The sequence below is a fragment of the Faecalibacterium sp. BIOML-A4 genome (assembly GCF_009679665.1).
Taxonomy (GTDB): domain Bacteria; phylum Bacillota; class Clostridia; order Oscillospirales; family Ruminococcaceae; genus Faecalibacterium; species Faecalibacterium taiwanense.
On sequence record NZ_WKZG01000006.1, the window covers coordinates 63,438 to 85,043 of the forward strand.

Consider the following 21,606-nt stretch of genomic DNA (forward strand, 5'->3'; position numbering starts at 1 on the left):
CCCGCCTTCTTTCGTTTATTCTGTATTTAGTAGGAGGACATTTTATGGCAACCATGAAGGACATCATCCAGAGCCCGCTGCTGGCCCTGTTCGGCTCCATGGCGCTGGGCCTGTTCGCCAGCTCTGCCAGCGGCAGCAAGGTGGTCAAGGGCGGCATCAAGGGCGTGCTGCCGGTGCTCATCATCATGACAGTGCTCTCCCTCGCCGCACGCCTTGCAGGCTACGGCTCCGTGCTGGGCGGCCTTGTGGGCATCTTCATCATCGTGATGCTGCCCATCGGCATCCTTACCTCCTATGTGCTGTGGAAGAAGGGCAAGATCCAGGTAGTAGATAAAGAGCAGAAGTAAGGGGAAACAAAAGAACTCCCGGACGGATGTCCGGGAGTTCTTTGTTGCTTATTCTGCCTTTTCGTCCTTCTTGAGCATATCCAACTCGGGCATCAGCTCGGTGCTCACAATGGTGAGCATCTCCTCCAGCTTTGCACAGTCCTCGGGTGAGAAGCGCTCTCTTGCGCGCTCCACCACAGTGTGCAGGTAGGAATAGCTGATGTTGTAGTAATCGATATACTTCTGGGTGGGGCGCAGGTGATACTCGCGCCGGTCGGTGGTGGACTGGATCTTTTCCACATAGCCCTTCTTCACCAGACTGCCGATCTTATACGCCGCGTTGGGGGTGGAGATCTGCATCATGCGGGAAAACTCCGCAATGGTGGGTTCGCCCATGGCCATGATGCCCTCCATGCAGAAGGACTCCACCGTGGTCAGCGTGGCTTCCCGGGTGGCAAAACGCTGAAAAATGTTCTGGTAGAAATGCAGCTTGAATTTGGTGTATACGTCCTGAAATGCCTGTTCCAGCATAGGTCGTGTGCCTCCGATAGTTCATTTTATTTAAAAATACCACGTTTTGGCCGCGGCGCAAAGCGAAACAGCTGAATTTTTGGCAGGAATTTATTCTGCCGCCTTTTTGTTCGTGCGCACACGGATCACGCTGAGCACCACCAGCTCTACGGCAATGGCAACGGCCAGCAGGATCAGCGAGGTGAACAGGCTGCCATTTGCGCCAAGGAAAGCCTGCGCAATGCCCGTGATGACATAGCACACTGCCGCGCAGGAAGCCGCCGTAATGGCGTAGGGCAGCTGGGTGGACACATGGTTCACATGGCTGCAGTGGGCACCGGCGGATGCCATGATGGTGGTGTCCGAGATGGGGGAGCAGTGGTCGCCGCAGACGGCACCGGACAGGCAGGCCGCAATGGAGATGACCAGCATCTCGCCCTCCGGGAAGGCATGGCACACGATGGGGATGAGGATGGAGAAGGTGCCCCAGCTCGTGCCGGTGGCAAAGGCAAGGAACACTGCCACAAGGAAGATGATGACCGGCAGCATGTACTGCAGCGCTGCAGCAGAGCCACTCAGCAGGTTGGCAACGTAATATTTTGCGCCCAGCAGGCCGGTCATGCCGGACAGGGTCCATGCGAGGGAGAGGATCAGCATGGGGCTGACCATGGCCTTGAAGCCCTCGGGAATGCAGGCGGCAAAGTCCTGAAAGGTCATCACATTGCGCACGCGGTAGAACACAAAGGTGAACAGCAGGGCAATGCTGCTGCCCAGCACCAGACCTGCAGAAGCGTTGCAGTCCGCAAAGGCGGTAACGAAGTCCACGCCCTCAAAGAAGCCGCCGGTGTAGATCATGCCGAAGATGCAGGCCACGATCAACACCAGCACCGGGGCGAGCAGGTCTGCAACATGGCCGCAGGTATCGGTGCCATCGTCCACATCGTTGCCGTAGGGACGGTCCTCGGTGGTAAACAGGTCGCCGTTTTTGGCGTTGTCCTCGTTGAGCTTCATAGAGCCAAAGTCCGTGCCGGTGAAGATGAGGAACAGGCTCATCACGATGGTGAGCAGGGCATAGTAGTTATAAGGAATGGTGCGCAGGAACATGGTAAAGCCGTTGATGCCGGAGCCTTCCGGCACGCTGGAAGTGACCGCAGCTGCCCAGCTGGACACCGGCGCAATGATGCACACGGGTGCTGCGGTGGCATCGATCAGGTAGGCCAGCTTTGCGCGGGACACCTTCTGCCGGTCGGTGACGGGGCGCATGACAGAGCCCACGGTCAGGCAGTTGAAGTAGTCGTCCACAAAGATCATCACGCCCAGCAGCAGGGTGGCAAACTGCGCACCGGCCCGGGAGTGGATGTGGGTGGAGGCCCAGCGGCCAAAGGCGGCAGAGCCGCCGGCCTTGTTCATCAGGGCCACAAGGATGCCCAGCATGACAAGGAACACCAAAATGCCCACGTTGCTGCTGTCCGAAAGCTTGGCCACCATGCCGCCGTCCTCATTGAAGAACAGGGTGTTGATGGCCAGCTCCAGATTGCCGTTGGCATATAGCAGTGCACCGGATGCGATGCCCACCAGCAGGGAGGTGTACACCTCCTTGGTGTTCAGCGCCAGCACAATGGCGATCACCGGCGGCAGCAGCGAAAAGATGGTGCTGTACACCGCACAGGTATAGGTGGACGGGTCCGCGATCTTGCCGGGCGTTGCCGCTGTGCACCACAGCAGCAGGGCAAACACCAGCAGAGCTGCGAACCATGAAAGGTTCTTATTTTTCATAACGGATTCCTCTTTTTTCAAATTTCCGGGGATGCATACCCCTCTTTGCGCAGGAAAAACTATCCCCATCGAATGCAAAGGGAGGTGTGCGCCGCGCCGGACTATAAAGCGATGTATTTTGAGCTGTTCCGGGCCAGCGTGCAGGCCGCACAGCTTTTGCAGGACGCGCAGAAGCGTGCTGAGCAGCACTTGCTGGAAGCTGACCCGCCGCCGATCCGATTGGAGCAAACAGAGCAGACGGATGAAGAATAGTTTTCTTCGGTCAGCGTCCTCGCCCTCTCAGTCACCTTCGGTGCCAGCTCTCCCAAAGGGAGAGCCTTTGGCCAAACCGGGAACTTTACCGTACTGCCAAAGCCTCCCTCATTGAGAAAGACTTCCCCCGGCTGGGGGAAGATGTCGTGTAAGCGACAAAAAGGGGAACGGTGGCATCGCGCAGCGATGACGGAAGGAGTTTTACCCCTTCTTTGCCTCCGCCTTGGCTGCGAACTTGGCGTTGTTGATGACAAAACGTTCGTGGGTGCCGCCGCCTACAGGGCCTTTTTCGTCGTGCAGGGCCACCTTGAAGGTGAGCTTGCGGCCTTCCACCGCCACCAGCTCGCTCTCGCAGGTCACGGTCATGCCCACGGGGGTGGGGGCGGTGTGCTCCAGCTCGAGCTTGGTGCCCACCGAGCCATTGCCCTCACCCAGCGCGTCGGCCACGCTCATCCAGCAGGTTTTTTCCGCCAGAGCCACAAGGGCCGGGGTGGCAAACACATCCAGCGTGCCGCTGCCCATGGTCTTTGCGGTGTTGGCTGCGGTGACGAGCACGCTCTGTTCCCCGCGGATACCGGTTTCCAATGTCATATACTTTCCTCTCCTTTTGCGCGCCGTATGGCGCATTTTATTTTTGAACACCTTTATAAGATACCACATTTTGCACCAGAACGCACCCTATTTTGCACTTTTTTGTGAATTTCTCTTTTTCTTTTTGCGCAAACGGGCTGCCAAGTCCTCTCTCTTTGGGAGAGGTGGCACCGAAGGTGACGGAAAGGGCGAGGACACTGACCATGCGGCAACCTCTTTTTTGTTTTCGCCTTCCCTCCAATCCGCATCCTTATTGCGATTCAAAAACGCAAATTTTCTGCGTTTTAAGGCAAATTTCATCAATTTAGAGCAGACGCCAAAAATCTTTAAAAAAGCCTTGACAAGGAGCATTCCGCGTGCTACTATGAACACATGAACAAGCGTTCATGTGAATCCACAGCGAAGGGAGATGTCAACATGGCGGAAATAAAGGAAGCAATGCCCGCGCCGCAGCCGGAAGCCTTGGATATGCCGGACGACGAGGTGCTGTACGAGCTAGCCGACCTGTTCCGGGTGTTCGGCGACTCCACCCGCATCAAGATCCTGTATGCACTGCACGACAACGAGCTGTGCGTGCAGGACATTGCAAACGCCGTGCAGCTGAGCCAGTCGGCGGTGAGCCATCAGCTGCGGGTGCTCAAGGATTCCAAGCTCGTGCGGTTCCGGCGCGATGGCAAAACCGTTTACTACGCACTGGACGATGACCATGTGCGCAGCATCCTCTCCATGGGGATGGATCATATCGAAGAATAACGAAAGGCTGGTATTACTTATGAAGAAGAGCTACAAGATCGAAGTGGACTGCGCAAACTGCGCTCAGAAGATGGAAGACGCTGCCAACACCGTTGCAGGCGTGGCAAATGCTACCGTCAGCTTTATGACCCAGAAGATGAAGGTGGAGTTCTCTGAAGGTGCAGACCCCCACGACACCATGGTGAACGTTCTGGCCGCCTGCAAGAAGGTGGAGGACGACTGCGAGATCTTTGACATCTGATGCGCGGCAGGTTGCTGCACACGATCAACAGCCTCGCCCTCTCCGTCACCTGCGGTGACGGAGAGGGCGAGCCCGCTAAAGAAAAAAGCATCTGCAGCAAGAATTCGTAGATTTTCTGAGAGCTCAAACGAATGTGCAGATGCTTTTTACTTTGTGTGCGATTGTGTTGTGCAATAACTTTTTCTGTTGAAAAATCAGACAGTTTTCAACAGTTTCCACTCAGTTTTCAACACCGTTTGCGGAAAAAGCATAAAATAAACGTGGAAAAGCGCTTTTACGCCTGAAAAACTGTGTGGAAAACACGGGTAAAACCGTGGAATATCCATTTTTATGGGGAAAAGTTGTTGAAATCCCCGCCCGCCGCAGCGTGATGCGGCCCATGGATCCCGCAAAAGGAGAGTTTTGTATGAACAAAAAGCAGAAAAAGAACCTGCAGCGCATCATCATTGCGCTGATTTTGGTGCTCATCCTCAAGCTTTTGCCCCAGTTCCCCACGCCGGTGGAGCTGGTACTGTACTGCATCCCGTATCTGGTGGTCGGCTGGGACGTGCTGCGCAAGGCACTGCTTGGCATCAAGAACCGTCAGCCCTTTGACGAGTGCTTCCTGATGGCCGTTGCCACTGTGGGTGCATTTGCACTGGGCGACTACGTGGAGGGCTGTGCCGTTATCATCTTCTACCAGATCGGCGAGCTGTTCCAGAGCGTGGCCGTGGGCAAGAGCCGGCAGAGCATTTCCAGCCTGATGGACATCCGCCCGGACTACGCCAACATTGAGGGCGAGGACGGCAGGCTGGAGCAGGTGGACCCGGACGATGTGGAGATCGGCACCGTGATCGTGGTCCAGCCCGGTGAGCGCGTGCCCATCGACGGCGTGATCGTGGAGGGCGCTTCTGCCCTGAACACCGCCGCCCTGACCGGCGAGAGCCTGCCCCGCGATGTGCAGACCGGCGATGAGGTCATCAGCGGCTGCGTGAACATGACCGGCCTGCTGAAGGTAAAGACCACCAAGGAATTCGGCGAATCCACCGTTTCCAAAATTCTCGATCTGGTGGAAAATTCCAGCATGAAGAAGGCCCGCGCCGAGAACTTCATCACCCGTTTTGCCCGCGTGTACACCCCCGCCGTGTGCTATGGCGCATTGGCTCTGGCCTTTATCCCGCCCATCGTGCTGCTGCTCATGGGCCAGCCCGCCCGCTTTGGTGACTGGGTCTACCGTGCCCTGACCTTCCTTGTTATCAGCTGCCCCTGCGCACTGGTCATCAGCATTCCCCTGAGCTTCTTCGGCGGCATCGGCGGTGCATCTGCCTGCGGCATTCTGGTCAAGGGTTCCACCTATCTGGAAGAGCTGGCCCGCACCGGCATCGTTGTGTTCGACAAGACCGGCACCCTGACCCAGGGCACCTTTAAAGTGACCGGCATCCACCCCGCAGAGGGCACCAGCGAGGAGCAGCTGGTGGAAGCTGCCGCGCTGGCCGAGAGCTGGTCCAAGCACCCCATCTCCCTCAGCATCAAGGCCGCTTACGGCAGGGAGATCGATCCGAACCGTGTCACCGATGTGCAGGAGCTTGGCGGCCACGGCGTGACCGCCAAGGTGGACGGCAGGACCGTTGCTGCCGGCAACGCCCGCCTGATGGAAAAGCTGGGCCTGAAGGCTCCCGCCGTCAGCGAGACCGGCACCATCGTGCATGTGGCCATCGAGGGCATGTACGCCGGTTATCTGCTGATTGCCGATGTGGTGAAGCCCCACAGCGCACAGGCCATCCGGGGCCTGAAGGATGCCGGTGTGCGCAAGGCCGTGATGCTGACCGGCGATGCCGAGCCGGTTGCAAAGGCCGTTTCCGCAGAGCTTGGGCTGGATGAATACCATGCGGGCCTGCTGCCGGGCGACAAGGTAGACCAGATCGAAACGCTGCTCGCCGCAAAGCGGCCCAAAGAGAACCTTGCCTTTGTGGGCGACGGCATCAACGATGCCCCGGTGCTGTCCCGTGCCGATGTGGGCATTGCAATGGGCGCTCTTGGCTCTGACGCTGCCATTGAGGCCGCTGACGTGGTGCTGATGGACGACGACCCCGCCAAGATTGCACTGGCCATGCGCATTGCCCGCCGCACGTTACGCATCGTGTACCAGAACATCGTGTTTGCACTGGCCATCAAGTTTGCCTGCCTTGTGCTGGGCGCGATCGGCATGGCCAGCATGTGGACCGCCATCTTTGCCGATGTGGGCGTGATGGTGCTGGCTGTGCTCAACGCCACCCGTGCCCTGTACACCAAGGATCTGGCGAAAAAGAATGAACAGTAAAAAGCAGTGCCGGACAGCCTGAAAACTGTCCGGCACTGTTTTTATATATGAGGTGCATACAGGCGTTCTATTTCATGCACAAGCTCCGGTTCTTTTTCGATATCAAATTTTCTGGCAAACATGCAGGGCGATGCTTTCAGCTGTTCCAGATCAGCGTATTTCCAGACCCACGGATTGCCTCTGTCCCAATCGATGGCACGGGCACTGGTATCACCCGGCCCCTGATAGATCTTATCCTGATACGGCGACTGCACGATCAGTGTCTGCACAAAGAACTCGTCCGAGCAAAAGGTCTTGTCCAGCACCTGCAGGATCCACTCTTCTTTTGTCAACAGATACCGTGCAAAGCCGTCAGTGCAGCTGAACCAGTTGCTGCCCTTTGTGAAGTGAACGTCCTGATTGCGCTTTATTTTCAGCAGCTTCTGGCCCGACAGCAGGGTTCCATTGATCACGCCGAGCACCGGATGGCGGCGCAGATCGATATTCTGGAAAAAGTGCCGGTAATAAACGCGCTCATCGTTGAATGGGCTGAACGGGTGCGGGTCGAAATGGACAAATTCCACGTCCGGGTTTGCCTCAAAAAATGCACGGATATCTTCTTGTGTTTGAATGGGCAGATCCACACCGGAGATCAGGTGGTAATGCTGATACGGGCCATGGGCCACTGCTGTTTTCAATAGCACAAGCTCCGCTTTTACCTGACTGACACCGCCCCACACAACACTGTGCCGTTTTGCGTGAAACACTTTCGCATATTTCATGCGGCACTCCACCGTTTCCGGCTGGTAGTCCGTATTTTTGCTGTCCATGTGGATGAATATATCATTCCACGGTACATCCAGCATCCGCAACAGGGTCAGAAGCATCTCATCACATTTATGTGCTTCTATCAGGTACGCCTGTTTTTCTCTTGTTTCCATCGTTTTCTCCTCTTACTTCTGCACCGCATTTTTATTTTATTATAACAGAACCCTCTTTAAAAACAATCCCATCACCCCTTTTTACAGCACAAAGCCGCCGCATTCCCTTGCAGAGGGAGAGCGGCGGCTTTGTTTGGGTATGGAGAAAATGGAGGAGGTCTCAAAGTTTATCCGCGGAAAGCAGCGGTATATACCGCCACCACCTCGTCGCGGGTGGGGGTGATCTGGTTGGTGGACATGCAGGTGTCGTGCAGCGCAAGCTCTGCCAGCGCGGCAAAATCTGCAGGGTCCACCTTGTTCAGCTGCGCAAGGTTTGCGGGGATGCCCACCCCTGCACTGAGCTGACGGACAAACTGGATCACTGCCGGTGCGGCAGTGTCCGGGGTAAAGGTGCCCTGCAGGCCCATGGCAGCGGCAATGGTCATGAACCGCTCCCGGCACACCGGGCTGCGGCTGTTGAAGGCCAGCACGTAGGGCAGCAGCACCGCATTGCACACACCGTGGGGCAGGTTGTAATGTCCGCCCAGCGCGTGTGCCATCGCATGCACCATGCCAAGGCCCGCGTTGGAGAAAGCCATGCCTGCCACATTTTCGGCGTAGGCCATCATGGTGCGGGCGGCTTCATCCTGACCGTTGGCAACGGCCCGGGGCAGGTTCTGCACGATCGCCTGCATGGCCCAGTAGGCATCCTTGTCCGTGAGCGGGTTGGCGTTTCTGGAAAGCGCCGCCTCGATGGCGTGGGTCAGCGCGTCCATGCCGGTGGCTGCGGTGAGCTTGGGCGGCATGGAGGACATGAAGTCGGTGTCGTTCACCGCGATGCTGACCATGCAGTTGGGGTCCACCATGGCCATTTTGCTGTGGCGAACGGGGTCGGTGACGATGTAGAAGGAGGTGCACTCGCTGCCGGTACCGGCGGTGGTGTTCACCGCCACGATGGGCAGGCCGGGCTTGGAGGACTTGTTCTCGCCCTCGTACTGCTCCACGGTACCGCCGCAGGCCACCACGATGCTGGCTGCCTTAGCGGTATCGATGGCGCTGCCGCCGCCCAGAGCCACCAGCAGCTGCACCTGCAGGGTGCGGGCTGCGGCAATGCAGTCGTTCACCACCTGTACGGTGGGGTTGGGCTGCACATTGTAGTACACGGCGTACTCCACACCGGCATCGGACAGTACCTGACCGACCCGGGCAGCGGCACCGGAATCATAGAGAAAGCGGTCCGTCACCAGCAAAGCACGGCGGATGCCCATCTTCTGAAGCTCCGGTCCCAGAAGACGGATGGCACCCTTGCCAAAAAAGCTGGTCTTGACGGCGTTGATGCGTTCTGCCATGTGTTCACCCTCCGCTTACTGTGCCTGACCGCAGACGATCTGCACCGGGTCCCAAATGGAACAGGACGAGGAGGAATAGACGAAATCCACCTGACCCAGTGCTTCCACGGTCATGCCAGCGCGGATGGCAACGGCAATGGCGTTGATGCGGGCCGAAACATTCTTTTCTCCCCATGCCTGCGCACCCAGCACCTGACGGGTATTGGCCTCATACACCAGCTTGATGGTGATGCGGTGGGGGTTCGGGCAGATGCCCGGACGGTCGGTGCCGGTGGCCATTGCACTCTTGACCCGCAGACCGGCCTTGCGGGCCTCGGTCTCGGTCAGGCCGGTGCGGGCGATCTCCAGATCCGCCACCTTCAGGCTGCTGGTGCGCAGAGAGCCGTCGCGGCAGGCTGCGCAGTCGCCCACGGCATAGATATTGGGCACACTGGTGGCAAGGTCGGCACCAATGAGCACAGCGCCATTGGGTGCCAGCTGCGCCCCGGTACCGGCCAGCAGGCCGGTGTTGGGGGTAACGCCGATGGCTACCACGCAAAGGTCACAGGGGTAGGTGCCGCGGTTGGTCTGCACCTGCTCCACGAAGGTACGGCCTGGGAAGGAGCGCACCTGCTCACCCAGATTGAACTGCACGCCCTGCGCTTCCAGCTCCTTCTGGATCAGCTTGCTCACCTCAGGGTCAAACTGGGGCAAAAGCTGCTGCTCTTTTTCAATGATACGCACATTGCGGCCCAGCTTGAGGAAGGACTTTGCGATCTCCAAACCGGCCCAGCTGCCGCCCAGGATCACGATGTCCCGCACATAGGGGGTGCGGACGAACTCCTTGAGGAAGATCAGATCTTCCACGGTCTTGAGGGTCTGCACGCCCACGCGGTCACTGCCGGGCACCTGCGGCACACGGTTGGAAGAACCGGTGGCCAGCACCAGCTTGTCGTAGTGGTCTTCAAACACGCGTCCGGTGGCAAGATCACATACCGTCACCTTGCGGGCGGCTGCGTCGATGCCGCGCACCTCATGGCGCAGATGTGCGGTGATGCCCTGCGCGTTCAGCTCAGTTTCCTTGGCCTGAATGGCCTTGTTCAGGCTGTCCAGATCCTCGCACAGGTAATGGGGCAGGCCGCCGGTGCCGCAGGAGTAGAAGCCGCCTTTTTCGTAGACGGTGATCTGCGCTCCGCGCTGGGCGGCGGCAAGTCTGGCGGCGGCCGAAACCCCGGCGGCAATGCTGCCGATGATAATAATTTTCATTGTTTAAGCCTCACGATCCCGCCGGGAGGAAGCCCCTCTCTGCGGCAAAACTTGCAGGGTGTTACTTACTCAGGGTGGGAGGATTGTCCACGATGCCCACGATGAAAGCATCAATGGGCGACGGATGGTCCAGACCATGCTGGGTGGTCTCGTCGGTGGTGACCAGAACCATCTCGCCTACACCCGCGCCGATGTTGTCGCCCGCCACGATGGTATCCTTTTTGGAGCCGAACACCGGCTCCACCAGCAGGAACTTATAGCCTACAAGCTCCGGCATTTTGCGGGTGGCGACAACGGTCCCCTTGACGATCCCTAAAATCATAGCTTACTCCTCTTTGCCCAGCACGGTGACCAGCTGCCCCTGCTTGAGCAGGAAGGCATTGCCATCGTCCGTGTCGATGTGAAAATCCAGTGCACATTTGTCGTTTGCGCGGATCAGCACCCCGCCCATCACGCCCGGCTTGGGGCCGTCGATCTTTACCTGCACGCGGTCGCCGTCGGCAAGGCCGAAGGCAGCTGCCTGTGCGGGAGTCATGTGGATGTGGCGGTCGGCGATCATCACGCCCTCCGGCACAGTCAGGGTGCCATTGGGGCCGCGCAGGGTCACGCCCGGCGTACCCTTTGTATCCCCGCTGGAACGCACCGGCGCTTTGATGCCGATGTTGCGGCAGTCGGTCTGCGCCAGCTCGATCTGAGTGGCACTGCGCTCCGGGCCAAGGATGCGGACATGCTTCAGTTCGCCCTTGGGGCCGATGATGTCCAGACATTCCTCGCAGGCAAACTGGCCGGGCTGGCTCAGCGCCTTTTTGGGGGTGAGCTGGTAACCATAGCCGAACAGCTTGTCCACATCATCGCGGGTAAGGTGGATGTGCCGCACCGAGATGCCTACCGGCACCTGACGGCTGCGCTTTTGCAGCTCTGCCTGCACGGCCTGCGTGATCAGGAGCAGCAGCTGTTCCTGACTGATGTCATGGTAAACCAAGGCACAGCGCTCCTTTCTTATGCAGCGTCAGCGCAGGGCTCAGCGCAGCTCAGGCATGCACTCGGACACGCTTGCGTGCGGGCGGGGAATGACCAGTGCGCTGACCACTTCGCCAATGCGGGAAGCAGCGGTCTGGCCTGCCTCAACAGCAGCCTTCACAGCGCCAACGTCGCCCTGCACGAACACGGTAACAAGGCCTGCGCCGATCTTCTCCTGGCCCACCAGAGAGACATCTGCGCTCTTCAGCATGGCATCGGCTGCCTCGATGGAAGCGGTCAGGCCGTTGGTCTCGATCATGCCCAGAGCGGCATCCAGCGGCACCTGCTCGCCTGCGGGCAGGCCGGACTTGCCGGTCGCGGGGCCCTTGGCAGGCATGATGCGGGCCAGATCTGCGTGGGGACGTGCAATGACGTTGACGCAGAACAGCTCACCCACGCGGGAAGCAGCCTCTTCGCCAGCCTCGGTAGCAGCCTTGACAGCGCCCACCTCGCCGGTAACGATCACGGTGGTCAGACCGGCACCGATGGTGTCGGAACCAATGAACTCAACGTCAGCAGCCTTCAGCATTGCATCGGTAGCGTCGATGTTGCCAACCAGACCCTTCGTCTCGATAAAACCCAGAGCTTTCATAAGTTGTTCCTCCTGTCAGAACACTGAAAAAATTGTATGTGATGGTTTCGTCCTTCAAAAACTCAGATGATGCGCAGCCCGCCCTCGGCCAGCATGCAGCGGCGGCGGCAGAAACTCTTTGCGCAGGTGATGCCCTCGCCGGTGGGGCCGGCAATGGTCATGGTGCAGTGGCCCTCGCCGCCAATGCCAACACCGGCCTTGGTGGCGCTGTTCTTTACGTAGATGGTGGTCTCAATGACCCGGGCAAAGCGGGTCATGTGGTCCACATCCTTGGAGAAGATGGAAGCGGTGTGGCGGTTGCCGTGCTCGGCCACCACGGCATCTTCCACCGCCTGTTCAAAACTCTGGCAGCGCACGATGGGCAGCACCGGCATCATCTGCTCCACCAGAACGAACGGATGGTCGGCAGGCACCTCGCAGATGGCAAGGCGGCAAGTATCCGGCACATGCACGCCGATGGTCTCCAGAATGCGGGCGGCATCCTTGCCCACCCACTTTTTGTTCACCTCGTGGCCGCCGCCCTTCTTGGGCTGCAGCACGATGTTCACCAGCTGTTCGGTCTGGGCCTTGTTCAGCAGGTAGGCACCCTGCTTCTGCAGCTCGTGCAGCAGGCCGTCGTAGGCGGTGTTCACGGCGAACACTTCCTTCTCTGCAAAGCAGAGGATGCGAACGCCTTTTGAATTGCAAAATGATTTTTCAGTTGCTATACTGGGCTTATCAAAGTTTTTTTCGGGAGGATGCCGCAGTGACCGCACAGACAATGCAAATCGGGAACAGACCTTGCCGCATTTACGGTGAAGCCCATGCAGAATACCTACTGCTCCAAATGACAGGCGAACATGAGCTGCAAAGCATGGAAAGCGAGATTGCCGCTATTGCACAGAGTGCGCACCACTTTCTGTTTGCGGCCATCCCGGTGGAAAGCTGGAACGATGCACTTTCCCCGTGGGAAGCCCCTGCCGTGTGGGGAAAACAAGGCTTCGGCGGTAAGGCCGCGGACGCCCTGTGCTTTCTGACAGAACAGGTCATTCCCACACTGAAGCAGCAGTATCCTCTCCCGGAAAATGTCAAAATCATTCTGGGCGGCTACTCGCTGGCCGGGTTGTTTGCATTGTGGGCATCCACCCAGACTGATCTGTTCTATGGTATCGCCGCCGCATCTCCCTCGGTGTGGTTTCCGGGCTGGATGAAGTTTGAACAGCAGCACCCGATACAGGCACAGCACATTTATCTGAGCCTTGGCAACAAGGAAGAGCATACGAAAAACGCTGTCATGGCTGCGGTAGGTGATAACATCCGCACCCTGCACAGTCGGCTTGCAGAGCGTGGCGCAGACTGCACCCTTGAATGGAACAGCGGCGGGCATTTCAAAGACGCCGATTTGCGTACCGCGAAAGCCTTTCGGTGGGCGATGGAGGAAAGCCGATGAATATTTTGATCGATGCAGACGGCTGCCCGGTGGTCGATCTGACTTTGCAGATTGCAAAGCAATTCAGCGTTCCGGTCATCATCCTGTGCGACACCTCTCACCAAATCGAGCGGGAAAGTGCGCAGACGCTGGTGTTCGATAAAGGGGCAGACAGCGTAGACTTTGCCCTCGTTAACCGGGTAAAGCCGGGGGATGTGGTCGTAACACAGGACTACGGGCTGGCGAGTATGTGCCTTGCCAAGCGCGCACGGGTGCTGAATCAGAACGGTTTGGAATACACCGCCGATAACATAGATGCTCTCATGCTGCGGCGTTATGAAAACAAAAAACTCCTCCGTGCCGGAAAGCACCCCAAGGGGAGCCCAAAGCGGACGAAGGAGCAGGATGAAGCATTTGTCGCCACACTGACAGATATTTTAGCGAGCATCTGATTTTCTGAACGGAACACCGGCGAATTTTTTTCGCGTCACATTCTCTGTAAGTGAAGCCCGTCAGAACAAAGCACCTCTCCACTGCATGAAATCATTGAGATACCGCCGCTTTATCCTCTGGCCACGATCTTCTGAGCGCCGCATAGGAAATAAGGAAGTTTGCAAGCCAACCTGCCGGGACTGCAAGCCAAACAAAAGCAATGCCAAAACGCGGTGCACAAATCAAAGCAACAGACAAGCGGATTGCAAGGTTTACCATATTTGCAATAAGAAACGGCCGCATGATTCCAAGTCCGCGAAGAACGCCATCCGTTGCCATCTTGATGCCCATGAAGATGAAAAAGTAACCAAGCCATCTCATATAATCACCGGACACCTGATAGGCCAACGCGGTTCCGTCTTTTCCCAAGAACAACGAGGAAATCTGTGTGTGCAGTGTTTCAATGACCACGAAAGCAAGAACTGCAAAGCATAGATCCAACACCAGTGCAGCATGATACCCTTTTTTGATACGCTCAATTTTCTTTGCGCCAAAATTCTGGGATACAAACGGCGAAACTGCATTGCCGATGGATACGAAGATCAGCGAAAAAACATTTTCTACCCGCATCGTTGCCGCATACCCGGCAAGTGCCTGTGTGCCGAAGGGATTTACCACTGCCTGCACGATCATCATACCGATAGACACTGTGGACTGCTGCAAAACCGATGGTACCGCAATGCGAAGCATGGAATACAGCTCCTGCCGGTCGAACCTGCTAAAGGAGCTCTTGTATTGCCGCATCCGAGACAGAAAGATCAAAAACGAAAACACGGCAGAAATTCCTTGTGCGATCAAGGTCGCAAGGGCTGCACCAAACACCCCCAGACCAAGACCAGCCACCATCCAGAGATCCATAAAAATATTCAGGATAGATGAGAATATCAGCAGTCCCAACGGAATTTTGGATTCACCGATGGAAGTGAACATGGTGGAAAGAATGTTGTACATGAATAGAAACGGGAAACCCACAAAGTAGACACGCAGATACAATACTGCTTCTTCCAATATATCGGCAGGGGTCTGTAATCCGCTCATCATGAAATGGGAAAAGCAAAAGCCAAAGACACCAAGGACAACGCTTAAGATCAAAAAGCTGATCAGGGACGTTGACACAATGGTTTTCATTTTACCATAATTTTTTGCACCAAAATAGCGGCTTACAAGCACACCTGCGCCCACACCAGCACCAAGCGCCACACAAATAAAAACATTGGTCAGTGCAGCACAAGCACCAACAGCCGCAAGTGCCGAGGAGCCAACAAATTGACCAACTATTATGGAATCGGCCATATTGTATACTTGTTGAAAAAAGCTGCCAAGGATCATCGGCATCGCAAAAACAGTCAGCGCTTTAAGGGGTGGATCTGTGATCAAATATTCATCTTTCGACATGATTATATTCCTTCCAAAAATCGTTTATCGCAAATTTTATCGCAAGTTAAGAAATTCGTGCAACATTCAAACGGCATCTTTGCGATATGCAATTCACCGCTTTTGCATTAAAAAGTTAAATTGCTATAGTATTGGAATCTATCCAATATAAGTATATTCCCCCCTGTCTCAAAATGCAATCTGCGACTTCTGGCGGAGATGGTGGATATTCTCCCGCGGGCTAAGCAACAGCCCACAGGGCTGGTTGCTTGCGGCCTGCGGGCCGCCGCCCTGTTCTCATCCGCACCATCTAGCCGCAAAAAAGGCACCAGCCTGAGCTGATGCCTTTTGTTGGCGGAGATGGTGGGATTCGAACCCACGTGCCCGATTAAGGACAAAACGATTTCGAGTCTTTAAAATTGTTGGATGAAGCTGGTCCCGCGCGGCCGTCATTGGCAGCTGAGGGCATTTTTGTAACCTCAAAAAAGGCACGTCACACCGCAATTTGCAGGCAAAAATCAGCCGCTTTTTGCGAAATGACGTTAGAAAAAGCCTTTTTCACACAGGCCGTCAGCGGCTGCATTTCAGGTGTAGTTGTGTTAGATGTCCGTTAGAAATATGCAGTGCTGCCGTTGCTGTGCCAGCTCACAGCAGGCTTCCCTGTCTGAACGCAGCGTTTCCCGAAAGCCGGGAAATGCTGCGTTTTCTCTTGCCCGCATTGGGCTGAAAGGGAAGCCGCCATGTCAACATTCCGCGTCAATAAAAATGTCAACTACACCGTCATGAGCAACCACCACCTGCAGGATAAGAGGCTGTCCCTGAAAGCCAAGGGACTGCTGTCCTATATGCTCTCCCTGCCGGACGATTGGGATTACAGCCTGAAAGGGCTGACCGTTGGTTGCAAGGATGGTCTGGACAGTGTACGCACCGCTGTTCTGGAACTGGAAGAACACGGCTACGTCCGCCGTCAGAAAGTTCGCAATGCCAAAGGGCAGATCATCGACTACGATTATCAGGTTTATGAATCGCCTGTTGAGGACGATCCTGCCGTTCCCGGCAAGGAAGGCGGGCCATCGAACCCGTCCGCAACCAAAAGCCCGAAAAGCCGCATGAAACCTTGTTCTTCACCATTTTTGGATTTTCCAAATTTGGCTGAGCCCAATTTGGAAAAGGCAACGCAACAAAATACTAATAAACAAAATACTAAAAGACAAAGTACTAATCTATCAGGGCAGGCAGGCGAATCCGCAGATTTTGACCAGATGGAAGCACAGGTACGGGAGGAGTTTCGGGAACGTTTGGAGATCGACACCCTTGCCCAGCGGTACGACCCCGACAAGCTGGAGGAACTGCTGGACAACATTGTGGAGATGTACTGCTGTCCTCGGCAGACTCAGTACGTCGGCAAGCAGCCGCAGACCACTAAAGCCATTCGGCTGCGGCTGGACAAGCTGACCAGCCAGCACGTTGAGTACATCTTCGATGTGATGTCCAACACCACCCAGCCCATCAAGAACATCATGGCCTATCTGCGCACCACCATCCTGAACGCCCCCACCACGATGGAGCACTACTATCAGGCGCAGGGTAACTGGCTGACCGCGCAGAGCCGGAAGGAGTGAACACCGTTTTCCACAAAGACCGCAAAACACGTTGAAAATACAAAGGAGAATTTCCATGAAGAACACGAACGCCGTCCGCACCGAGATCCATTACGCACAGGTCGGGGAGTATCAGCTGCCCCTGCTCACCCTGCCGCAGACCGATGATACCGAACTGCTGGGCAAGTATGGCCGGATGCGGCTGGCGTATCTCAAAACTCAGCGTCCTGTGCTGTACAACCAGATGCTGCTGAACGGTACGCTCTGGCCGCATTTGCAGGATGTCCAGAAAACGGCCTACGCGTGGCTGGAACGCACGATGACCACTCTGTTAGACAAGTACCCCGCGCCGGACAAAGAGCGCGCACAGCTTCTCTGGGTGGCGCACATGAACGGGCTGAAAGCGCAGGCTGAAGAGGTAGTGGTGAGGGAAGTCGTGTATGCAGAATGATCCCTGATAGCATCCGAATGGTATCAAAAGCCGATATTTTAGATTTTATTCTTGATTTTTGCGGAATATTTGCAAATTTCAAAATCAAAATTTGACTTTTCGCCCAGAATAGAGTACACTGGATTCAGAAAATCATCTGGGAGGAATCGCGATGCTGCTTCAATTTTCAGTCACCAACCACCGCTCCATCAAGGACACGGCTATTATCAGCTTGAAAGCATCTACGGATAAAAGTCTGTCTGATTGCCTGATTTCGCCGGACGAGAAGAAACAGCTTGTGCCTGTGCTGGCACTGTACGGCGCAAATGCAGCCGGGAAGAGCAATGTTCTCCATGCTCTCCTGCTCATGCGGGAAATGGTCTGTGGCCGATATGCCAAGCTGCTGAAAGGTGAGTCCCTTCCGCAAGAGCCGTTTGCTTTCACCGATCAGCCTACACAGCCGACCAGCTTTGAAGCCATCTATTTTTATGGCGGCATCAAGTATGCCTATGGGTTCTCGTTTGACAAATCCAAAGTCCTGACCGAATATCTCTATCACTGGCCGAATGGCCGGGAAGCCTTGATTTTTTCAAGAGAAAACAATGGCTATCAGTTCCGCGAGAATATTCAAGAGCAGTTCACGCTTGCTGGACGAACTGCTGAAAACCGCCTTTATCTGTCCAGCTCGAACGAGTGGAACTGCCCCCAGACCGAAAAAGCGTATCTGTGGTTCTTTGAAAAGCTGACAGGCTTTATGGGAACCGAAATGCAGCTGGATGCCACCTTGTCTGCCATCCGGCAGGGCGGCTCTGAAAAGAGACGTATCCTGCATGAAATGCTGTATGCAGACCTCGGTATCAAGGACATCCGCATTACAGGCTCCAAGGAAGAGCCTATCATTTCCGCACTGCACACTCTCGATGCCGAAGATAGCACTTCTAAGGGTTTCTGGCTCCCGTTGGGGCAAGAATCCGTTGGGACACAGCGTTTCTTCTCTCGCATCGGTATGTGGCTTGCGGCTTTGGAATCCGGCTCTGTTTTGGTAGTAGACGAGATAGAATCCAGTATGCACCCGCTGCTGACAAGGCATCTGATCGAGATGGTGCAGGATGCCGCTATCAATACAAATCATGCACAACTCATCTTCACCACGCACGATACCGGACTTCTCGACCTGACGTTGCTGCGGCGTGATCAGATCTGGTTTGCCGAAAAGGACGAAAAGACCATGCAGACCGATATTTACGCCCTGACCGAGTTTTCTCCCCGGAAAGGTGAGAACATCTCCAAGGGCTATCTGCAAGGACGATATGCAAAAAACAGTTCAAGTCGAATTTAGAATATTAAAATCTTTTTAACACTTTTTCAGTATTCAACCATCAAATTTCACTTTTGTGGTTTGGATTTCATTTTTTTGAGCGTTCATTTCACTTATTGAGCGAAAAATTTAATGTTTCTATCGAAATTTCATATTTGATTTGACTTTTCTACTTCAAATTTCAAAAAACAATTTGATTTTTTGATTTTTGCTATTGACCATAGTTTACCTTGTCTATCCATCCAAACATGGTATAATGGGGCAAAGGAGCGTGATACCATGAGCCCAATTGAAGTCCCTGCAAAAATCCAGTTGGTTGAAAAGCGTGAAACACGGACGAGCCGTGGAATGCTCTCAAAGGGCTGGTATCATGTAGATGATCAGCTTGTTATGGTCAAGGGCAACTCCATCACAGAGGCCGGAACCGCTGGGTATGAGCCGTATTCTGAGGTGATGGCATCGCTGATTGCACAGGTGCTGAATTTGCCCCATGTAGAATATACGTTGATGCCTGCCAAACTCTTTCCCGACATTCAGACCTATTCCTGCGATGTGGTCAGCGTCTGCCCCAAGTTCACAACGGACGATGAACAGCTGTATCATTTTGCAGACTTGGCTGATGCCCATTTCCTTGCCAGCGGTCGAGCCGCTTCACCGGAAGCATTGTTCCAGTATGCGATAGAACTATATGGTAAGAAGTGGCTTTATCAAATGCTGGCATTTGACGCCTTTATCGGCAACGAAGACCGCCACGAAAACAATTTTGATGTGATCGTCCGGGATGGAAAAAATTATGCTCCGCCTATTTACGACAATGGCGGTAGTCTGCTTGCGTGGGCAACGGATGAAGAATTGACTGACACGAAGCTCCGTTATCAGTTCGACAAAGCCAAACCGTTCCGCAGTCACCATGCCCAGCAAATCAAGATGATCGATGAGCCTGTGCTGCCAACGCGTGACTTGGACGAGTTGTATAGTGAAATCATTCAGTCCATCTCGCCTATTCTTGCATTGTTGAGCGAAAAAAGAGCATCTGCGATCCGTCAATACCTGAAATACCGTCTGCACTACCTGAAAGCCGCCATGGGGTGATAAAATGGCCTATCTGAAATTGATGATGGATGAAAAAGAAATTGCACACCTAAGCGAAGATGGGCAGTCTCTTTGCGCAAATGAGGGCGTGCCGCAGTACAGCCTCCCACTGAACCTTTTCATCGGTGACAAACGTGAAGTTCCATTGGTTGATGTGGTGGTTTGGGCTAAGAAACGAATCTTTCCGAAAAATCGGATGGACTGCAAGGAAATTCTGAAAATGATGGGTCTGCCGAACTACAATGCATGGGAAATCGTCAAACGCACCAACGCCTGCCTGATGGAAGACCCCTATTGGCTACGATTCAGCGAGGATGAAACCTTTGAGGACACCACGCGCGGACGAGCCAGAAGAATTATGAACGAAAATCAAAAGAGCAGCTGATACCAAAAAGCCAAACCTCACCGTACATCCTGTACAGCTTGAGGTTTGGCTTTTCTCTTATCATCCTTCACCAGCGCGAGCGATGGTTGATTATTTTATCAGCTTAATCCAGAGAGTGACCGCATTACAAGGTCGATGTCCTGATTTTCCAGTTCCTGAATGATATGTAGGTAGGTTTTCTGCGTGGTTGTCATGCTGGAATGCCCCAGCCTCCTTGCTACGCTTGCAATAGATACACCTGCAAACAGAAGCACCGAAGCGTGGGTATGCCGCAGACCATGTACCGAGATAACCGGGATCTTGGCCCGGTTGCAGTGCCGTTCCAGAACATCGTTGACGGTGGAATTGTAGGCGTGTTCCTTGAACACGAAAATCGGCTTATCTTCAGGAACGTCCTTTACCAGTGCTGCGAACTGGATCACCGTCTGCCAGTCGATCTGAATTTTGCGGACAGACGATTTATTTTTTGTCGGCAGAAATCCGCCGTTCCCCTTATAATCCCATGTTTTATTGATGGAAAGCATCTGGTGCGAAAAGTCAAAATCCGCAGGAGTGATCGCCAAAGCTTCGGAAAAGCGGATGCCGGTTTTGGCAATCAGCAAAATCATCCAGTCCCAGTTGAGTTTTCCCTGTAGATCCAAGTCGCTCAACAAAAGATGCAGTTCAAACTGGTTCAGGTATTTCACCTTTTTAGGCACCGGGGGCTTGCCTTTGATGATCGCTTTTCGGGTCGGGTCTTTCACAATCAGTCCATCATCCACGGCATCCATGATAGCCCCTTTCAGCTGATGGTGGAAGTCCATCGTGGTCTGCCGCTCGTGGCCTACGGCATAATCGTTCAAAAGCTGCTGATAGGTCACTCTGGAAACCTCACAGAGTTTCAAAGTAGGAGCGAGTTTTTTTACCCAAGAAAGGGTCATTTTGTACTTATCCAATGTAACCGGGCGAACTGCACCCTCTTTGTATACAGCAACCCACTGCTCATAATAATCGCAGAACAGGTTGTTTTCATTCATTTCGTTTAACACGTTTTACCTCCAAAATCGGTTTTATATGCTCACGCTGATGAAGGGTGATAAGGGTGTCAAGATTGCGGAAAAACTCAGAGATTGTTCTTTGCTCCTTGATGTCAGGAAAAACGATTTGTCCCTTGAGCGCATTTTCTGCGGATACCTTCATGTCGTTTTTTGCACCTTTGTTGACGAGTGGGTGCATATAATTATTCATTCTGGCATCCTGCTCAAAATAATTCTGGACAAATTCTGGATTGGCACTTTGTTTTGGCTTGTAAACGGCATATAACGTTGACACGATGCCATTTTTTCCTTTATTAGCTTTAATGATGCCATAAGGATTAGATTTCAGGGGTGATTTAGTGTAAACAATATCGCCGGTTTCAACCACACCATAATTGGCAACGGATGCTCCTGCAAATGAACGTCCCTGAAATTCAATCTGATTCACAATTCCAAAATCGCCCGAAACGGACAAGACATCTTCTTTGGTATATATTCCTTCAAAGTTCTTTTGACCTGAAACTTCGAGATATTCTTCCAGCTTACGCTGTTCCCAAGTAGGTGTGTTTTGGGATTTTGGCGCGAAAAAAGAGCCGAGGACGCGCCTCGGCTCTTGGTCAGCAGGGTGATTTTGCAC

At 54.5% G+C, this 21,606-nt stretch carries 26 protein-coding genes and 1 pseudogene; 12 read left to right on the forward strand and 15 right to left on the reverse strand.

Annotated features, from left to right (window positions below):
* Window positions 1-44: 44 nt before the first annotated feature.
* A complete protein-coding gene (locus GKG34_RS05570) occupies window positions 45-347 on the forward strand; it encodes a hypothetical protein (protein WP_243111955.1) in 303 nt (100 codons plus the stop codon).
* Between the two features lie 48 nt (window positions 348-395).
* On the opposite strand, the gene GKG34_RS05575 is transcribed toward GKG34_RS05570, so the two are convergent.
* Window positions 396-857 (reverse strand): MarR family transcriptional regulator, encoded by a 462-nt coding sequence (locus GKG34_RS05575; RefSeq protein ID WP_005943797.1) that lies wholly within the window; start codon window positions 855-857, stop codon window positions 396-398.
* Between the two features lie 90 nt (window positions 858-947).
* A complete protein-coding gene (locus GKG34_RS05580) occupies window positions 948-2,612 on the reverse strand; it encodes a Na+/H+ antiporter NhaC family protein (RefSeq protein ID WP_154255758.1) in 1,665 nt (554 codons plus the stop codon).
* A gap of 72 nt (window positions 2,613-2,684) precedes the next feature.
* On the opposite strand from GKG34_RS05580, the gene GKG34_RS15635 reads away from it, so the two are divergent.
* The gene (locus GKG34_RS15635; protein WP_097774539.1) at window positions 2,685-2,864 is read left to right on the forward strand and encodes a hypothetical protein; all 180 of its coding nucleotides are present in this window, start codon (window positions 2,685-2,687) and stop codon (window positions 2,862-2,864) included.
* Between the two features lie 201 nt (window positions 2,865-3,065).
* Here the strand turns inward: GKG34_RS15635 and GKG34_RS05585 are convergent, their stop codons facing one another.
* Both GKG34_RS05585 and GKG34_RS05590 read right to left on the reverse strand, forming a co-directional pair.
* Window positions 3,066-3,455: a hotdog domain-containing protein gene (locus tag GKG34_RS05585; RefSeq protein ID WP_097781121.1), complete on the reverse strand. Its 390-nt coding sequence runs from the start codon at window positions 3,453-3,455 to the stop codon at window positions 3,066-3,068.
* 37 nt (window positions 3,456-3,492) lie between these two features.
* Window positions 3,493-3,660 carry a hypothetical protein gene (locus GKG34_RS05590; RefSeq protein ID WP_154255759.1) on the reverse strand — a complete coding sequence of 56 codons (168 nt, stop codon included), beginning with the start codon at window positions 3,658-3,660 and terminating at the stop codon, window positions 3,493-3,495.
* Between the two features lie 212 nt (window positions 3,661-3,872).
* Between GKG34_RS05590 and GKG34_RS05595 the strand changes: the two genes are divergently transcribed.
* The 3 genes from GKG34_RS05595 (at window position 3,873) to GKG34_RS05605 (ending at window position 6,748) form a co-directional block, all read left to right on the forward strand.
* Window positions 3,873-4,208: a metalloregulator ArsR/SmtB family transcription factor gene (locus tag GKG34_RS05595; RefSeq protein WP_097774537.1), complete on the forward strand. Its 336-nt coding sequence runs from the start codon at window positions 3,873-3,875 to the stop codon at window positions 4,206-4,208.
* A gap of 19 nt (window positions 4,209-4,227) precedes the next feature.
* Window positions 4,228-4,449 (forward strand): cation transporter, encoded by a 222-nt coding sequence (locus GKG34_RS05600; protein WP_005940491.1) that lies wholly within the window; start codon window positions 4,228-4,230, stop codon window positions 4,447-4,449.
* Window positions 4,450-4,855: 406 nt separating this feature from the next.
* Window positions 4,856-6,748, forward strand: coding sequence for a heavy metal translocating P-type ATPase (locus GKG34_RS05605; RefSeq protein ID WP_154255760.1), 1,893 nt, complete (start codon window positions 4,856-4,858; stop codon window positions 6,746-6,748).
* 41 nt (window positions 6,749-6,789) lie between these two features.
* On the opposite strand, the gene GKG34_RS05610 is transcribed toward GKG34_RS05605, so the two are convergent.
* The 8 genes and pseudogenes from GKG34_RS05610 to GKG34_RS16035 all read right to left on the reverse strand — a co-directional run bounded on the left by GKG34_RS05610 (window position 6,790) and on the right by GKG34_RS16035 (window position 12,485).
* On the reverse strand, window positions 6,790-7,668 hold the full coding sequence (locus GKG34_RS05610; protein ID WP_154255761.1) for a beta-1,6-N-acetylglucosaminyltransferase: 879 nt from the start codon (window positions 7,666-7,668) through the stop codon (window positions 6,790-6,792).
* Window positions 7,669-7,835: 167 nt separating this feature from the next.
* A complete protein-coding gene (locus GKG34_RS05615; RefSeq protein ID WP_154255762.1) occupies window positions 7,836-8,996 on the reverse strand; it encodes an iron-containing alcohol dehydrogenase in 1,161 nt (386 codons plus the stop codon).
* A 15-nt stretch (window positions 8,997-9,011) separates the two neighbouring features.
* A complete protein-coding gene (locus tag GKG34_RS05620; RefSeq protein WP_005939599.1) occupies window positions 9,012-10,241 on the reverse strand; it encodes an FAD-dependent oxidoreductase in 1,230 nt (409 codons plus the stop codon).
* A gap of 61 nt (window positions 10,242-10,302) precedes the next feature.
* A complete protein-coding gene (locus GKG34_RS05625; protein WP_005939597.1) occupies window positions 10,303-10,563 on the reverse strand; it encodes a EutN/CcmL family microcompartment protein in 261 nt (86 codons plus the stop codon).
* 3 nt (window positions 10,564-10,566) lie between these two features.
* The gene (locus GKG34_RS05630; RefSeq protein ID WP_005939594.1) at window positions 10,567-11,223 is read right to left on the reverse strand and encodes a phosphate propanoyltransferase; all 657 of its coding nucleotides are present in this window, start codon (window positions 11,221-11,223) and stop codon (window positions 10,567-10,569) included.
* A 39-nt stretch (window positions 11,224-11,262) separates the two neighbouring features.
* Complete coding sequence (locus GKG34_RS15770; RefSeq protein WP_199663710.1) at window positions 11,263-11,598, reverse strand: BMC domain-containing protein; 336 nt, start codon at window positions 11,596-11,598, stop codon at window positions 11,263-11,265.
* Window positions 11,590-11,853: pseudogene (locus GKG34_RS15775) on the reverse strand (BMC domain-containing protein); the annotation flags it as partial. The pseudogene GKG34_RS15775 and the gene GKG34_RS15770, both read right to left, overlap by 9 nt.
* A gap of 62 nt (window positions 11,854-11,915) precedes the next feature.
* The gene (locus GKG34_RS16035; RefSeq protein WP_347563426.1) at window positions 11,916-12,485 is read right to left on the reverse strand and encodes an aldehyde dehydrogenase family protein; all 570 of its coding nucleotides are present in this window, start codon (window positions 12,483-12,485) and stop codon (window positions 11,916-11,918) included.
* A 128-nt stretch (window positions 12,486-12,613) separates the two neighbouring features.
* Between GKG34_RS16035 and GKG34_RS05645 the strand changes: the two genes are divergently transcribed.
* Both GKG34_RS05645 and GKG34_RS05650 read left to right on the forward strand, forming a co-directional pair.
* On the forward strand, window positions 12,614-13,282 hold the full coding sequence (locus GKG34_RS05645; protein WP_154255794.1) for an alpha/beta hydrolase-fold protein: 669 nt from the start codon (window positions 12,614-12,616) through the stop codon (window positions 13,280-13,282).
* Window positions 13,279-13,713 (forward strand): DUF188 domain-containing protein, encoded by a 435-nt coding sequence (locus GKG34_RS05650; protein ID WP_154255764.1) that lies wholly within the window; start codon window positions 13,279-13,281, stop codon window positions 13,711-13,713. The genes GKG34_RS05645 and GKG34_RS05650 overlap by 4 nt, the downstream gene beginning before the upstream one ends.
* A 91-nt stretch (window positions 13,714-13,804) precedes the next feature.
* On the opposite strand, the gene GKG34_RS05655 is transcribed toward GKG34_RS05650, so the two are convergent.
* Window positions 13,805-15,148 (reverse strand): MATE family efflux transporter, encoded by a 1,344-nt coding sequence (locus tag GKG34_RS05655; protein ID WP_097774519.1) that lies wholly within the window; start codon window positions 15,146-15,148, stop codon window positions 13,805-13,807.
* A gap of 719 nt (window positions 15,149-15,867) precedes the next feature.
* On the opposite strand from GKG34_RS05655, the gene GKG34_RS05660 reads away from it, so the two are divergent.
* The 5 genes from GKG34_RS05660 to GKG34_RS05680 all read left to right on the forward strand — a co-directional run bounded on the left by GKG34_RS05660 (window position 15,868) and on the right by GKG34_RS05680 (window position 19,953).
* Window positions 15,868-16,749, forward strand: coding sequence for a DUF6017 domain-containing protein (locus GKG34_RS05660; RefSeq protein WP_154255765.1), 882 nt, complete (start codon window positions 15,868-15,870; stop codon window positions 16,747-16,749).
* 55 nt (window positions 16,750-16,804) lie between these two features.
* A complete protein-coding gene (locus GKG34_RS05665) occupies window positions 16,805-17,179 on the forward strand; it encodes a TnpV protein (protein ID WP_154255766.1) in 375 nt (124 codons plus the stop codon).
* A gap of 151 nt (window positions 17,180-17,330) precedes the next feature.
* Entirely contained in the window at window positions 17,331-18,497 is a 1,167-nt protein-coding gene (locus tag GKG34_RS05670; protein WP_154255767.1) for an ATP-binding protein, read from the forward strand.
* A gap of 258 nt (window positions 18,498-18,755) precedes the next feature.
* Window positions 18,756-19,568, forward strand: a complete 813-nt coding sequence (locus tag GKG34_RS05675) for a hypothetical protein (protein WP_005939393.1) — start codon at window positions 18,756-18,758, stop codon at window positions 19,566-19,568.
* A 4-nt stretch (window positions 19,569-19,572) separates the two neighbouring features.
* Entirely contained in the window at window positions 19,573-19,953 is a 381-nt protein-coding gene (locus tag GKG34_RS05680; RefSeq protein WP_005939396.1) for a hypothetical protein, read from the forward strand.
* Window positions 19,954-20,051: 98 nt separating this feature from the next.
* Here GKG34_RS05680 and GKG34_RS05685 read toward each other — a convergent pair whose 3' ends face one another.
* A complete protein-coding gene (locus GKG34_RS05685) occupies window positions 20,052-20,981 on the reverse strand; it encodes a site-specific integrase (protein WP_117950208.1) in 930 nt (309 codons plus the stop codon).
* Window positions 20,962-21,606 (reverse strand): restriction endonuclease subunit S, encoded by a 645-nt coding sequence (locus GKG34_RS05690; RefSeq protein ID WP_206671443.1) that lies wholly within the window; start codon window positions 21,604-21,606, stop codon window positions 20,962-20,964. Before GKG34_RS05690 ends, GKG34_RS05685 begins: the two co-directional genes overlap by 20 nt.

Coding starts and splice junctions, on each gene's coding strand:
- GKG34_RS05675 (WP_005939393.1), top strand. CDS start 18,756: ATGAGCCCAATTGAAGTCCCTGCAAAAATCCAGTTGGTTGAAAAGCGT.
- GKG34_RS15635 (WP_097774539.1), top strand. CDS start 2,685: ATGCAAAGGGAGGTGTGCGCCGCGCCGGACTATAAAGCGATGTATTTT.
- GKG34_RS05610 (WP_154255761.1), bottom strand. CDS start 7,668: ATGGAAACAAGAGAAAAACAGGCGTACCTGATAGAAGCACATAAATGT.
- GKG34_RS05585 (WP_097781121.1), bottom strand. CDS start 3,455: ATGACATTGGAAACCGGTATCCGCGGGGAACAGAGCGTGCTCGTCACC.
- GKG34_RS05625 (WP_005939597.1), bottom strand. CDS start 10,563: ATGATTTTAGGGATCGTCAAGGGGACCGTTGTCGCCACCCGCAAAATG.
- GKG34_RS05605 (WP_154255760.1), top strand. CDS start 4,856: ATGAACAAAAAGCAGAAAAAGAACCTGCAGCGCATCATCATTGCGCTG.
- GKG34_RS05580 (WP_154255758.1), bottom strand. CDS start 2,612: ATGAAAAATAAGAACCTTTCATGGTTCGCAGCTCTGCTGGTGTTTGCC.
- GKG34_RS05655 (WP_097774519.1), bottom strand. CDS start 15,148: ATGTCGAAAGATGAATATTTGATCACAGATCCACCCCTTAAAGCGCTG.
- GKG34_RS05615 (WP_154255762.1), bottom strand. CDS start 8,996: ATGGCAGAACGCATCAACGCCGTCAAGACCAGCTTTTTTGGCAAGGGT.
- GKG34_RS05680 (WP_005939396.1), top strand. CDS start 19,573: ATGGCCTATCTGAAATTGATGATGGATGAAAAAGAAATTGCACACCTA.
- GKG34_RS05620 (WP_005939599.1), bottom strand. CDS start 10,241: ATGAAAATTATTATCATCGGCAGCATTGCCGCCGGGGTTTCGGCCGCC.
- GKG34_RS15770 (WP_199663710.1), bottom strand. CDS start 11,598: ATGCCTGCCAAGGGCCCCGCGACCGGCAAGTCCGGCCTGCCCGCAGGC.
- GKG34_RS05660 (WP_154255765.1), top strand. CDS start 15,868: ATGTCAACATTCCGCGTCAATAAAAATGTCAACTACACCGTCATGAGC.
- GKG34_RS05665 (WP_154255766.1), top strand. CDS start 16,805: ATGAAGAACACGAACGCCGTCCGCACCGAGATCCATTACGCACAGGTC.
- GKG34_RS05595 (WP_097774537.1), top strand. CDS start 3,873: ATGGCGGAAATAAAGGAAGCAATGCCCGCGCCGCAGCCGGAAGCCTTG.
- GKG34_RS05590 (WP_154255759.1), bottom strand. CDS start 3,660: ATGGTCAGTGTCCTCGCCCTTTCCGTCACCTTCGGTGCCACCTCTCCC.
- GKG34_RS05600 (WP_005940491.1), top strand. CDS start 4,228: ATGAAGAAGAGCTACAAGATCGAAGTGGACTGCGCAAACTGCGCTCAG.
- GKG34_RS05645 (WP_154255794.1), top strand. CDS start 12,614: ATGCAAATCGGGAACAGACCTTGCCGCATTTACGGTGAAGCCCATGCA.
- GKG34_RS05670 (WP_154255767.1), top strand. CDS start 17,331: ATGCTGCTTCAATTTTCAGTCACCAACCACCGCTCCATCAAGGACACG.
- GKG34_RS05650 (WP_154255764.1), top strand. CDS start 13,279: ATGAATATTTTGATCGATGCAGACGGCTGCCCGGTGGTCGATCTGACT.
- GKG34_RS05570 (WP_243111955.1), top strand. CDS start 45: ATGGCAACCATGAAGGACATCATCCAGAGCCCGCTGCTGGCCCTGTTC.
- GKG34_RS05575 (WP_005943797.1), bottom strand. CDS start 857: ATGCTGGAACAGGCATTTCAGGACGTATACACCAAATTCAAGCTGCAT.